Annotated in this window: 12 protein-coding genes; 5 read left to right on the forward strand and 7 right to left on the reverse strand. The window is 40.1% G+C overall.

Annotated features, from left to right (window positions below; all coding sequences use genetic code 11):
• Positions 1-24 precede the first annotated feature (24 nt).
• On the forward strand, positions 25-1,398 hold the full coding sequence (locus BUE31_RS01415) for an ethanolamine ammonia-lyase subunit EutB (protein WP_234997724.1): 1,374 nt from the start codon (positions 25-27) through the stop codon (positions 1,396-1,398).
• A complete protein-coding gene (gene eutC / locus BUE31_RS01420) occupies positions 1,395-2,144 on the forward strand; it encodes an ethanolamine ammonia-lyase subunit EutC (RefSeq protein ID WP_073399551.1) in 750 nt (249 codons plus the stop codon). Before BUE31_RS01415 ends, eutC begins: the two co-directional genes overlap by 4 nt.
• A gap of 137 nt (positions 2,145-2,281) precedes the next feature.
• On the opposite strand, the gene BUE31_RS01425 is transcribed toward eutC, so the two are convergent.
• From BUE31_RS01425 to BUE31_RS01450, 6 genes are all read right to left on the reverse strand, one after another.
• Complete coding sequence (locus BUE31_RS01425) at positions 2,282-3,160, reverse strand: diiron oxygenase (protein ID WP_073399553.1); 879 nt, start codon at positions 3,158-3,160, stop codon at positions 2,282-2,284.
• A gap of 140 nt (positions 3,161-3,300) precedes the next feature.
• Positions 3,301-3,729: a VOC family protein gene (locus tag BUE31_RS01430; protein ID WP_073399555.1), complete on the reverse strand. Its 429-nt coding sequence runs from the start codon at positions 3,727-3,729 to the stop codon at positions 3,301-3,303.
• A gap of 116 nt (positions 3,730-3,845) precedes the next feature.
• Positions 3,846-6,572, reverse strand: a complete 2,727-nt coding sequence (locus BUE31_RS01435) for a carboxypeptidase-like regulatory domain-containing protein (RefSeq protein WP_073399557.1) — start codon at positions 6,570-6,572, stop codon at positions 3,846-3,848.
• Positions 6,573-6,676: 104 nt separating this feature from the next.
• Positions 6,677-7,933 (reverse strand): aspartate kinase, encoded by a 1,257-nt coding sequence (locus BUE31_RS01440; RefSeq protein ID WP_073399559.1) that lies wholly within the window; start codon positions 7,931-7,933, stop codon positions 6,677-6,679.
• Positions 7,934-8,056: 123 nt separating this feature from the next.
• The gene (locus tag BUE31_RS01445) at positions 8,057-8,518 is read right to left on the reverse strand and encodes a GNAT family N-acetyltransferase (RefSeq protein WP_073399560.1); all 462 of its coding nucleotides are present in this window, start codon (positions 8,516-8,518) and stop codon (positions 8,057-8,059) included.
• 125 nt (positions 8,519-8,643) lie between these two features.
• Positions 8,644-9,333 (reverse strand): YggS family pyridoxal phosphate-dependent enzyme, encoded by a 690-nt coding sequence (locus tag BUE31_RS01450; protein ID WP_073399562.1) that lies wholly within the window; start codon positions 9,331-9,333, stop codon positions 8,644-8,646.
• Between the two features lie 43 nt (positions 9,334-9,376).
• Here BUE31_RS01450 and BUE31_RS01455 point away from each other — a divergent pair, with 43 nt between their 5' ends.
• The 3 genes from BUE31_RS01455 to BUE31_RS01465 are packed head-to-tail and all read left to right on the forward strand — an operon-like array spanning position 9,377 to position 13,265.
• Complete coding sequence (locus tag BUE31_RS01455; RefSeq protein WP_073399564.1) at positions 9,377-9,781, forward strand: DUF4296 domain-containing protein; 405 nt, start codon at positions 9,377-9,379, stop codon at positions 9,779-9,781.
• Positions 9,782-9,783: 2 nt separating this feature from the next.
• Complete coding sequence (locus BUE31_RS01460) at positions 9,784-12,141, forward strand: endonuclease MutS2 (protein WP_073399566.1); 2,358 nt, start codon at positions 9,784-9,786, stop codon at positions 12,139-12,141.
• A 47-nt stretch (positions 12,142-12,188) separates the two neighbouring features.
• Positions 12,189-13,265 carry an SGNH/GDSL hydrolase family protein gene (locus BUE31_RS01465; RefSeq protein ID WP_073399567.1) on the forward strand — a complete coding sequence of 359 codons (1,077 nt, stop codon included), beginning with the start codon at positions 12,189-12,191 and terminating at the stop codon, positions 13,263-13,265.
• An 88-nt stretch (positions 13,266-13,353) separates the two neighbouring features.
• Here BUE31_RS01465 and BUE31_RS01470 read toward each other — a convergent pair whose 3' ends face one another.
• Positions 13,354-13,929, reverse strand: coding sequence for a hypothetical protein (locus BUE31_RS01470; RefSeq protein ID WP_073399569.1), 576 nt, complete (start codon positions 13,927-13,929; stop codon positions 13,354-13,356).
• Positions 13,930-13,947: the final 18 nt, after the last annotated feature.

Raw genomic sequence — 13,947 nt, forward strand, 5'->3', positions numbered from 1 at the left:
GTAAATAAATCAAATCCTTAAATCGTGTACAGCTTCACCATCCGTAATAAAGTTTACAGGTTTAACGATCTGAAAACACTACTGGCTAAAGCCTCTCCATATCGTACAGGTGATGTACTGGCCGGCGTATGCGCCGAAAGCTATGAAGAGCGCGTGGCTGCCCAGATAGCGCTTGCAGATGTACCGTTAAAAACGTTTTTAAACGAGGTGATCATCCCTTACGAACAGGATGAGGTAACAAGATTAATAATTGATGATCATAACTTTGCATCGTTTAGTTTAATAAGTCACCTTACCGTTGGTGAGTTTAGGGATTGGCTGTTAAGCAATGAAACGGATACAGAGGTATTAAGATCTGTTGAAGCGGGCATCACTCCTGAAATGGCGGCTGCCGTGTCAAAGTTAATGCGTAACCAGGATTTGATCGCGGTAGCAAAAAAATGTGAGGTGATTACTGCGTTCCGTAACACCATCGGTCTAAAAGGGCATTTTTCAACCCGGTTACAACCCAATCATCCAACAGATGATCCTAAAGGGATTGCAGCCAGTATTATTGATGGTCTATTATATGGTAGCGGCGACGCCTGTATTGGCATTAACCCTGCTACTGATAGTCCTGCTGCAGTTTTAAGTCTGCTGAATTTAATAGACACCTTGCGACAGCAATTTGAGATCCCTACACAGTCGTGCATATTAAGCCATATAACTACTACTTTAGATCTTGTGAATCAGGGAGCGCCGGTTGATCTTTGTTTTCAATCAATCGGCGGCACAGAAAAAAGCAATGCCAGCTTTGGGATCAACCTGGCTTTAATTGATGAGGCTTACCAGGCTACGCTTTCCCTTAATCGGGGCACAATTGGGCGAAATGTAATGTATTTTGAAACCGGGCAGGGGAGCGAGCTTTCTGCGAACGCGCATCATGGTGTTGATCAGCAAACCTGCGAGGCACGGGCATATGCTATTGCAAGAAAATATAAACCGTTGTTAGTTAACACGGTAGTGGGATTTATCGGGCCTGAATATTTATATGATGGTAAACAGATAATAAGGGCTGCTTTAGAAGATCACTTTTGCGGTAAGCTGCTTGGGTTGCCAATGGGGGTTGATGTTTGCTATACCAACCACGCCGAAGCCGACCAGGATGATATGGATAACTTGCTGACTTTATTAGGTGTGGCAGGTTGCAATTTTATAATGGGAATCCCCGGTTCTGACGACATTATGCTCAACTATCAATCCACCTCGTTTCACGATGCCTTATATTTACGAAAAACTTTAGGCCTTAAGCCGGCGCCAGAGTTTGAACGATGGCTGATAAAACAAGGCATTACTGATGATAAGGGAGGCTTATTGCAAGTTAATCCATCCCATAAATTAATATCAGGATTATTATGAAGGATAAATTATCAATCCCCGATCCGTTAATTTCCCTGAAGGAGTTTACTGCTGCCAGGATAGCAATTGGCAGGGTGGGGAACAGTATTCCTTTAAAACAATCGATGGAGTTTAAACTGGCGCATGCCCATGCGCGGGATGCGGTATATTCCACATTGGATGTTGACGGATTGATCAATAAGCTTAAGGTATTTGAACTGCCTTTGTTTCATTTACACAGCCAGGCCGCAAACCGGCAGAAATATTTAAAGCGTCCTGATCTTGGCAGACTGTTAAGTGATGAATCAAAAGAGCTGCTAACAGATTTTACAACAAAGCCTGATGTTGCAATAATAATAGTTGACGGGCTTTCTGCAACCGCGGTTAATGAAAATGCCCCCGGCTTATTAAAAATCCTGGTCCCGCTGCTCACTGCCGCTAAAATAAGTATAGCCCCGCTTTGCCTGGTTGAACAGGGCAGGGTTGCCATAGGCGATGATATTGCATCCGGTTTAAATGCAAAATTATCCCTATTGCTGATAGGCGAAAGACCCGGGCTAAGCTCGGCAGACAGTATGGGCGCTTATCTTACCTATAACCCGCAACCGGGATTAACCGATGAATCGCGCAACTGCATTTCAAACATCAGGAAAGAGGGAATGAAGTATAAACAGGCAGCGGAAAAGATCTTTTATTTGATTAATGAGTCCTTTAAAAGAAAATTATCCGGAGTCGCATTGAAAGATAATGCCGGGCTGCTGAGATAGACAGATTCAAGAAGTTAAGAAGCAAGAGTCAAGAGATCAAGAGTCAAGATTAAAGATTGAATGGACTGAAATTTTATATCATTCTTCCAGTCTTGATTCCTGACTCTTGATTTCTTGCCTCTCTTCTTGCTTCTTTCTTAAACCTTAGCGCCCAAGATCCACCGCCATGCCCAGCGGGTGGTATTGTTGAAGCCTTTCCAGCTGTCAACAAAGTTTATAATATCCTTAAGGCAGGTTTCGCTGAATTTCTTTTTGAAATTTGCTGATGCCAGTTTGTACGCTTGTTCAGGGTTCTCAAGGCCTATGCGTTCATAGATCTCTTTTTTCACATACATGGTGCGCACAAACAGGATATTAAATAAAATTACAAAGCTGTATAAGCTTCGTTTAATATAGGCTGCCTTTTCGGCGTACTCCTTTAAAAGGCTTTTGGTGAAAAGGATATGCCGCCCTTCTTCAATGTTGTGCAGATCGAACATCTTTTTCAATACCGGGTAGATATTAGGCGCCCGGCGTACATAGTTTCCGTAAACATCAGTCACCAGCTCAACTGATACGCTTCCCATAAACAGATAATCAGCCGGCAAATACTTATTACTGAACTCGCCAAAAAACTTATGCATTCCTGATTGCCTGATCGGGCTGCCACCTATTTTGGCGATAGCCTGGCCAAACATTTCCTGGTGCCTGAATTCTTCTATCAGCTCGCGTAATAAAAAGCGATGTTCAACATTTTCTAATGGGAGGGTAAGGATATGCCTGGTCATAAACAGGCAAAACAGGCATTCGCCCCATGCGTAAGAGGCAATCACCTGTACTAATTCGTGCCTGCCAAGATCTAATTTTTGGACAGGGGTAAGGGTGTCATATATTTCAAGGCCCTGGAGTGAAGTTAGTATTTCGGGCAAAAAGATATCTTCCGACGTTGGTTCCAACTGCCAGGGGATATAGGTTTCCGGCATTAAGGGATGTTCCTTACTGATCTTTATCAGGCGCTCAACTTCTTGTACATCCATAATTTGGGGGAAGAGAGAGTCAGGAGTCATGATGACAAGAAGCAAGAGAAAAAAGCTTGATATCTACTTTCTTTCCTGATTCTTGTCATCTTGATTCTTGACTCTAATAAAGTATACCTTAAATAACGGCAACTGGTTGCCTATACAGCAAATAGCTGACCAATATCTTTAAACGATTTAAATTCGAGTGCATTGCCCGATGGGTCTAAGAAAAAGAGAGTCGCCTGCTCACCGGGTAAACCTTTAAAGCGGATGTAAGGTTCTATCACAAATTTTATGTTGTGGCTTCTTAGTCTTTCTTCCAGCTTATGCCATTCATCCCACTCCAAAACAACGCCATAATGCGGCACCGGAACATCATGCCCGTCAACCGGGTTAAAATGATGTTCAACCCTCCCGGCGGGCCTGGGTTTTAAATGAATTACGAACTGGTGCCCATAAAGGTTAAAGTCTGTCCATTGGTCCGAGCTCCGGCCTTCACTACAGCCTAATACTTCTCTGTAAAACTTACGTGCTTCTTCAAGATCATAAACAGGAACGGCTATATGGAATGGAGTTAGTTTGTTCATTTTTTTTTGAGTTAAGTAAGTTAGATTAGGTTGACTGAGTTGATTAAGTTGGAATTGCTGATCGGATGCCAAGTTTTTAACTACTCACTCAATCAACCTAATCTAACCCAATCAACTTACTTAACAGTATATCTAAATAATTGCCTGCCTATGTTACCATCTTTATCCATGCCTTCAATTATAGCGCGGTAGGTTCCTTTTCCATCAGCATTAAAATACTCAAATGAAGCTGTACCTGTTGGGTCGGTAATAATATTAGGGTTCCAGTAAATAGTGGTCCTGGTATCTGTTTGATTTGGCTGTAATTCTCTCGGGCCGCTGTACCTTGGCAGGTAAAATGATCTTTTTATAACATATCCTTTGGGGGTAACAGTCAGTTCGTTTTTAGGCGGGATCAGATCCCTAAGCTGTGCTAAAGTTATTTTTTGGCCTTCAGGGGCTTTTTTCATGTTAACAACAATCGCTCCGTTACTATTATTTGCACTATTTACCAGGCCAAGCTCATCTTTTAAAAAGATCTCTACCGATTCAATACCATCAGCTGTCATATTTGATAAATAATTCACATCAACGGGCATTCCCTTCACAAAAACCTGGACCGGGGTCCTTTTTCCCGCATTATAATCACGCATAACATAAAAGTTGTCATTTTGGAAAACCATGCCTGTGGCAAATACTTTTAAACAATCTAAAAGACTATTGCAACCCTGCAGCATATTTGGAGTAACAAGGTGGTCAGGCTCACTGCTTAAGCTTGATAAGCTACTGTAGTCCTTGTGAGTAACCAATTTTTTAATTCTTGTATCCTTAATAACCACCTCTTTTAAAATATGCGAATTACTGACCTGTACTTTGCTGTTTTTTAAATAAGGGCTAAGCGTACTGTCAATATTCATTATTTGATCGGGTGCGGCAGGGTTTACTGCAATTTTTTGATACGGATCACCATCAACATTTAATATAAGATCGCCTGCGCGCGTGTTGTTACGCGCACTTAGAAATACCTGTGTCGAGTCTGAAAACACTAAATTAGGGAACCTGAAGCGCCCATCGGCATCAGTAACTGTGTTTGCAGAAAGATTTTTATCTTTAATTTTCATGCTAACGTTACCATTGCCGATAGCCATACCATTTGAGGCACGCAACGTTCCGGTAACTGTAATGCCCTGTTCCGGCAGAAAACTTATAGGAGGATATTTATCATTCATTATACCATCGTACGAAAAGCGGCGATAACCCTGTGTCTGTAATAAAATATCCAGGTCCGCCAGTTTCTTTTCATCAGGATGATTAAAGTAATAATTTGGCTTTTCAATATAGCCGGCAATATCGCCGGTTAATAACAAATAGGTTAAAATGGTAGTTTCTGAATTTTCATCAAACGGAACTTTGGCATCGTCAATAACAGTCACAGAAAAATTTCCCTCAACCGGTTTGTCATTATTTTTAGCAGTGATGTTTAACTTAACTTTTTGCCTTGTTGTGTAAGATGGGTGATCACTTCCTACAGACAGGTTTAACTGATCGTTGTGCATTATATAAGCAATCCGTTCGCTCAAGGGCTCGCCATCATCAGCAAAAAGTGTTACCTGTACAATTCCAGTAGGAAATTTGCTTTTTGCTACCGAGGCGGTATAAACCTGGTTTTGTAATTTAGTTTGGGCAGCAAAAGCAATTGCACCGCTTGATTTTGCCAATATGAAAAATGTTTTACCCTCGTTTTCTTTTACAAATGCAGGGTCTGACAATAATTTTATTTTCAAAACCTCCGGATCTGTATTATCTATATTTACAGTAGTTGCATCAGCCAATACTTTGGGCAAATCAGGAGTTGCAATAGTTCCATCAACAAAAGCTACGTTGGCTTTGTAGGTTTTACCATCTTCAGGTGTTAATTGAAAAAAGCCCATGCCCAGGTGTGAAGAACTGAATTCTGCTACCACTTTATTGGTATTATCGGTAATGGTGCCTTTTACATCAATACCCAGGCCATCAGGCTTTAAGGCTTTAAAAGCTACTTTTGATGGGATGCCACTTATTAATTGTCCGCCTTCAGGGAAAAACTGCATGTCGTTTGGCTGGGAGACAGATTTTAGGGAGAATTTACTGGTACCCTGTTTTCTTTCACCCCTGTCAATAACTGTAATTAAGGCTGCAGAATCTAATCCTATATTTTTTGTATTGACAAAGCTGATATCAATAAAGCCATTTTTATCAGTTACTCCCTTTCCCTTTATTAGTTCATCGTAATCTTTTTCAACTGTCCAGCTTACCTTTTTATCGCTGTAGGGTTTGCCCTCATCATCTTTGTAGTATATACCCGCCGTTATTTTTGAAAACTTACTTGAAACAGATCTTTTTAAAGAAATTTGGGTTGATAAGTTGTTGTTTATTGCGTCGCCAATGGTAATGCTTTTATTAAAAAAATAGTCTGATCCGAAATTGTTCATCCAGTTTGTATAGGCTACTACCCGGTAATTTCCTTTTTTGTAGGTGAATTGGGAAAGTGCAATGTCTGCCCATGAAACGCTATTTTTTACCGGGATCTTTAACGATTCTACCAGTGAATCCTTAGCTGTTAATATATCAACATATATAATTTTACTTATTGGCGAGGGCAGATGCTCATCCATTGTCAAATATGCTTTAAACCATATGGTATCGCCTAAAGCATAGTACGGCTTATCAAAATGAAGGTAAACTCTTTCAATGGGCCTGTCATTGTAAAGCTTGGCAGTTTTGGTCATTATTTTATTTAAAACAGGCACATCCTGTGCGGCTGCCGTTAAATAAAAAAAAGCTAAAAATAAGGATAGTATAGAAATGGTCTTTATAAATCTCATGAAATTAGATTAAGCCTGATGCAAGGGCTAATATAGCCCATTGGTATCTAAAATTGATGAAATACCGCCGGGTTTAACATATTTTTACAGTTTTAACAGGAATGTTACTTAACTACCATCTGGATGGTATTACGGCTAACCTGTTCCATCAATATTATTTTATTGGTTTTTAGTTCGTTTAATGATTCGGTTGAATAATGCCTTACCGTAATTAATGTTAAGCCATCGTTATACTTCACACTAAAATCCTGGCCGAGGAGTTTTAAAAGCTTTTTAAAACGGTCTTCATAAAAATCAATACAAACGGTAAAGCTAAGAGCCGATGTTTGCATCATATTCACCTTTGCCTGGCTGGCTGCAAACATGCCGAAAATATCGCTTAAATGGTTTTCAGAAATAAAGGAATAATCTTTAGCCGATAAAGAGAGCAAAGCCTGGTTTTGTTTAAGGATGATAACGGGTTTTAAAAACTCATTCCGGCCGTTTTCCTTTATTATAGTTCCTGGTTCACCAGGGTTGGTAAATGGTTTAACCAATAATGGTATTTTAGCGTTTTGAAGCGGCTTTATAGTTTTTGGATGGATTACGGTGGCGCCATAATAGGTCATCTCTATAGCTTCTGAATAGGATAACTCATCAAATTTAATGGTATCCTTAAAAAATTTAGGGTCGGCATTTAATACGCCGGGTACATCTTTCCAGGTAGTTACAGATTCTGCGCCAAGGCAGGAAGCAAATATAGATGCCGTATAATCCGAACCCTCACGACCCAAAGTAGTAGTGAAATTCTCTGATGTGCCACCTAAAAAGCCTTGCGTAATCACGATACCTTTTTGCAGAAGAGATGGAATTTCCGCGCTGATGCTTGCGCGGGTTTTATCCCACTGCACTATGCCTTCGCGGTAGGTGTTATCTGTATGGATATATCCGCGTACATCAATCCATTGGCTCTTTATACCTGCTTTATTTAAATAAGCGCTGACAATGCGTGTTGAAACAAGTTCGCCGATGGATACTATCTGATCATAAATAAAATCATAATCATCGTGTGGCTCTTCTTCAATCACCCAGTCGATCTCCACAAAAGTATTGGCAACATCATTATATATAGCATCAGAATGGTCAAATAGCTGCTCAATTATATCATAATGATATTTTTTTATCTCATCAAAAATAGTATGCACTTCATCATCCTGGTCAACATAGGCTTTGGTAAGCTTTTCGAGTGCATTAGTGGTTTTACCCATTGCCGAAACCACGATCAATATTTGGTTTCCATCGTATTTTTTAACTACTTTGGCCAGGTTAACTATGCCATCGGCATCTTTTACAGATGCACCGCCGAATTTAAAAACAAGCATTATTTAATATATTGGGTTATAACCGTATTTGGCCTAAGTAATGATTTAATTTGTGAGTAGGGGATAACAGCTCTGTAGTGCTTATAGCAAATAAACAAATAACTAAATACCCTGCTTTCATATTTAATATTTTAAAAGCTGTTCTTTTGATAAGGACCCATTAAGCCAGCCAGCTTCAATATTAGCTTCATATTTATTATAGAAATTGATAGCCGGCTCATTCCAGTCCAGCACCTGCCATGACATCCCGTTAAAACCTAATTCTTTAGCCTCCATTATTAGCCTGTCGAATAATAATTTCCCAACCTTTTTTCCACGCATGCTTTCGGTTACAATCAAATCTTCCAAATACATCCTGTTTCCCTTCCATGTTGAATAACGGATGTAGTAAACGGCAAAGCCAACTATATGGCCATCCTCTTCTGCAACAAATGCTTTCCAAACAGGTTTATCGCCAAAACCGGCATCTTCAAACTCTTGTAAAGTTACGGTAACTTCTTCCGGCGCCTTTTCATACAGCGCCAGCTCATTTACCAATTCCATTAAACGGGGACAATCTTCTTTTTTAGCAGTTCTTATGTTCATTAGTTATTTTGTCATTAGTCATTTTTTGAACCATGATTCACTTGATTTAAAGATTACCTGATTGAAGCGACAAGAATCCTTAAATCCTGTAATCATGTGAATCATGGTTCGAAAAAATCGAAATCTTAATTATTTTTCCAGTGCTTTATTATTCTTTTTCCAAAAATTGTGCTGCCCAGGCGTACCATATTGCTGCCTTGCTCAATTGCAATTTTATAATCGGATGACATGCCCATTGATAGGGTATCAAATGCATCGTCTTTCCTGAAAAAGCTTTGTTTTATGCCATCAAAAAAAGTTTTAAGCTCGTAATACTCGTCTTTTATTTGTTTTTCAACATCGGTATTGGTTGCAATACCCATAAGGCCCCGTATTTTTATATGTTTTAAAGCGGTAAACTCTTCCGACCGTAACAGTTCAATCACTTCGTCAAAGCCCAGTCCAAATTTGGTTTCTTCATCGGCAATGTAAACCTGCAGCAGGCAATCAATAACCCGCTTGTTTTTCTCGGCATGTTTGTTTATTTCCTGCAGTAATTTAAGGCTATCAACAGATTGGATCATGCTGATAAAAGGCGCAATATACTTTACTTTATTGCTTTGCAGGTGGCCGATGAGGTGCCATTGAATATCTTTTGGGAGCTGTTCATACTTTTCTACCAGTTCCTGTACCATATTTTCACCAAATAAGCGTTGTCCTGTATTGTAAGCTTCCAGCACTTCTTCAGCGGGTTTGGTTTTTGATACTGCTATTAAGGTTACATTTATAAGTTCAGTTTCTTTTTTTAAGCTTTTGATGTTCTCTGCTATGCTCATTTATCCGTAAATTTGCTTAATTAATACGCCGCTAAATTACAGAATGCATAAATATATCACCTTGTTTTTTTCAGTATCGCTTTTTTTATTTTCATGTAAAGGTGATAAAGCCCCCGATGGGATAATAAAACACGACCCAATGATCAACCTGTTAACTGAAGTACATCTGATTGACGGGCGGGGATACGGACTCTTTCAATCGCCGGACAGCTTAAATAAATATGGGACCAGCAGGTACGACGCCTTATTTAAAAGGCACCATACCGATTCAGCTCAATTTAAAAAAAGCCTTAAATATTATGCTACTCAGCCAACTGAGTTACAAAAAATGTATGAACAGATCTTAACAAATCTGAAACAAAAAACAGATTCATTGAATAAGGTGTTACACAAAACTGATTCATTGGACTTGATAAGACGACAACAACTAAATAAATCTAAAATATAAGAATGCTTTACCCGAGTAATAGTATTGATAAGCTGGGTTTTACCGAGGTAAAAGAACTAATAAAAGCACATTGCCTAAGCGAAATGGGCATGCAGATGGTTGATAAGATCCAGGTGATGAATAATTACGACCAGATCCGTAAGTTTCTTTACCAGGCTAACGAATTTAAAAACATACTGGAGAATGATGGCCCTTTACCTATTCATCATTTTTTTGATATAAAATCCCTTGCTAATAAGGCCAAGATTGAAGGCGCTTTTTTAAGCGAAGAAGAATTTTACCAGGTGCAGGCCTCGCTCACCACCGTATTTGCCGTAATTGGTTATTTTAATGAGCGCGAAGGGCAATATCCCAACCTGGAAGCTTTATTTGAGCACCTGCCTATAGAGAAGGCAATACTCAAAAAAATAGACCTTGTTATTGACCAAAAAGGGAAAATAAGGCCTAATGCATCCCGCGAACTGGCGGATCTTACCTCCGGAATTGCGAAGGCCGAGCAGGATGCCCGTAAAAAGATTGATGTAATATTCAAAAGTGCAACAGGTAACGGCTGGACAGCGGATGGTTCATTAACCGTACGGGATGGCCGGTTGTGTATTCCATTGCTTGCTGAAAATAAACGCAAGCTGAAGGGATTTATCCATGATGAATCTGCATCTGGCCAAACAGTTTATATGGAACCTGAAGAGGTTTTTACATTAAATAACAAGATCCGTGACCTGGAGTTTGAACGCAGACGCGAGATCGTTAAAATATTAATGGCATTAACTGATGAGCTAAGGCCTTATGTTCCGCTTTTATTATCATACCATAGCCTGTTAACCAAGCTTGATTTTGTGAGGGCCAAAGCGCTGTTTGCCATAGATATTGAAGGCAATATGCCTGAAGTAGTGAACGATGCCAGGCTTAAATTAACCAATGCGCGCCACCCGCTTTTGCTTTTGAACTTTAAAAAGGAAGGGAAAACAGTTGTTCCGTTAAATGTTCAGATTGATGAGGGAACCCGCATTATTGTGGTATCCGGACCCAATGCCGGTGGAAAATCAGTTTGTATGAAAACTGTTGGCCTGCTGCAAATGATGGTACAGGCCGGCTTGCTGATCTCGGCTGCTGAGGGAAGCGTTACAGGTGTATTTAAACAGCTATTTGTTGATATAGGCGATGATCAGTCTATTGAAAGTGATTTGAGTACCTACAGCGCTCACCTATCAAAAATGAAGAATTTTGTAGAGCAGGCCAACGGGAAAACATTAATATTAATTGACGAGTTTGGTACAGGTACCGATCCCCAGTTTGGCGGCCCAATTGCCGAAGCGGTGCTGGAATCATTAAACCATAAAAAGGTTAGGGGAATGGTAACCACGCACTACTCAAACCTTAAAATTTTTGCCAGTCATACCGAAGGGATTGAGAATGCATCCATGCTTTTCAACAACGTGGAGATGAAACCGCTTTATATGCTTGAAGTAGGTAAGCCCGGAAGCTCATATGCTTTTGAGATAGCTCAGAAGATAGGTTTACCGCAAAATGTGCTTAACCTGGCAAAAAATAAAGTGAGTGCCGGTCAAAAAAAGGTGGATACTTTACTGGTAGACCTTGAACGCGAGAAAAAGGAGATTTTTGACACTAAAATAAAACTTGAAAAACAGCAACGGCAGGTAAATGTGCTTCTTGCTGAAAATGAAAAGCTTAAGAGCTACCTTGAAGAAAATAAAAAGGTATTGATCAAGGATGCTAAAGAACAGGCGAAAAACATTATTTTAAATGCCAATAAGCTTGTTGAAAATACCATATCGGAGATTAAAAGCAGCAACGCAGATAAAGAAACAACCCGCACCCTGCGCGAGAACTTAAATATCGAACTGCAAAAAAATACGGTTAAGCCAGTTGTCACAAAAACTGCCATAATAGATGAAGAACTAAAACCCGGAGATTGGGTAAAACTAGCAGACAGTGAAACCACCGGACAGGTTATTGAGCTGATTAAGGATAATGTGGTTATTGCCATTGGAGACCTGCGTACTGTAGCAAAGAAAAAGAGAGTGATGAAGATCTCTAAATCTTCTGTACCTAAGGAAATAAGAAAGAGCTATAGCCAAACTAACGATATGGCGAATTTTAGTCCGGAGATTGATGTACGGGGAATGCGTACGGAAGACGCGTTGAGCAATATTGAAAGATTGTTCGACCGGGCATTAATGATGGGCTATGGTAATTTAAAGATCATTCATGGTAAAGGTGATGGCATTCTGCGTAAAATGATAAGGCAGTATTTGAAGAAATACGACCAGGTGGATAGGATGGAAGATGAGCACGCGGACAGGGGCGGGGATGGGATCACTTATGTGTATTTGAAATAGAACCGGGATTCAGGGATTTTTTGGATTTTATCAGATTTAGTAGAAATATGAATAACAGATTTTGGTTTTTTCTGATTGGTGTTTTGATAAGCCTTAATTGTGCTGCGCAAACTGTAATTAAAAATAATGATCCGCATATTCGTTATTCTGGCAGGATTGCTATGCGGGATACTGCGGCCGAGCTTTCCTGGTCTGCAAATTCAATAAAAATTAATTTTACCGGTACAGGGGTAAGTGCTACTTTAAAAGATGAACGATCTGATAATAACTACAACGTTATTGTTGATGGTAAGGTAGTTAGTATTCTCCATCCTGAAATGGCAAAAAAGGATTATGTACTTGCATTCGGATTGCCTGCGGGCAAGCATACACTTGAGCTGTTTAAGCGCACTGAGTGGGCCATGGGTAAAACGTGGTTTTACCAGTTTAAACTTAATAATGGTGGTAAAATACTGGCGCCGCCGCCTGCTCAAAAACATAAAATAGAATACTTTGGCGACTCGATTACTTGTGGATATGCTGACGAGGATACAACAGGGCAGGACAGGGGCACCAGTCCGTACGAAAATGGCTATATCAGCTATGCTGCTTTAACGGCCCGGCATTACAATGCTGAATTTTATAACACCTCGAAAAGTGGGATAGGGATTACCATAAGCTGGTTCCCCTTAGTGATGCCTGAGATGTACGACAGGCTGGATGCTACAGACCCTAAAAGCAAATGGGATTTCTCAAAATACACGCCTGAACTGGTGATCATCAACCTGTTTCAAAATGATTCATGGCTTGTAAATATGCATGATAATGAACAATTTAAAGCGAAGTTTGGTACAACAGCCCCTGCGGATGATTTTATTATTAATGCTTACCGGGGCTTTGTGAAAAGTGTAAGAGCAAAATATCCAAAGGCACAGATCCTTTGTATCCTGGGAAGTATGGATGCAACCAAAACAGGATCGCCATGGCCCGGATATATTGATAAAGCTGTTACGGCTTTAAATGATAAAAGGATCCACACCCATTTTATCCCCTATAAAAATACAAACGGACATCCAAGCGCCAAAGAACAGCAAGCGATGGCTGATGATTTGATTGCGTATATCGACAAGACGATTGGTTGGTAGAAGGGGAAGTCCGAAAGTCCGGAAAGTCCGAAAGATGATTCTTTTTTTTCTTTCGGACTTCCGGTCTTTACTGACTTTCGGACTCAAACTACGTTTCTATATGCTCAACATCGTCACCATCTACATCTTCACCAACCTTTTGCTGATCTGGTAATTCATTAGGACCGGGGATGTTGGCATTATTTTCATCATCGGCGGTGCCTTCATAATACGTATTTCCTTTATGCGGCCGGTCATTTTCTCCATTGCCGCGTTCTATCTTTTCGGGTTTTGGCGCCTCGTTATGCCAGTTTGCATAGGGCTGCGCCCTGTTATAATCGGGTTCACCATCCTGGCTTTTAGCTTTAAAATTACTATCTTCAGGATGTTCTTCCGATGGCTCGGTACGGGCAAAATAAGCATTGGTGTATCCGGCGTTTTGCGATGGGTTATTTTTGTCATCGCCCGAAGGTGTATTGCTGTTTTTGCCGAAACTATGCCCGCCCATTGCCTGGCCTTCTTTTACGGGCTTCATATTGTTTTTAGTTCTGCCGTATAAGTTTCTTTCCAGGTTTTTTTCTTTTAGATTTTTTGCATCATCAACACGCCATGCGTTTGGTTTGTCGGCTGTTTTGATTGAATGATCGTCCCAATCATCCAAATGGTTTTTTTTATCAAATTCCATAGTTTGTTAGTTGAGGTA

The sequence above is a fragment of the Mucilaginibacter sp. OK098 genome (assembly GCF_900142915.1).
Lineage (GTDB): Bacteria > Bacteroidota > Bacteroidia > Sphingobacteriales > Sphingobacteriaceae > Mucilaginibacter.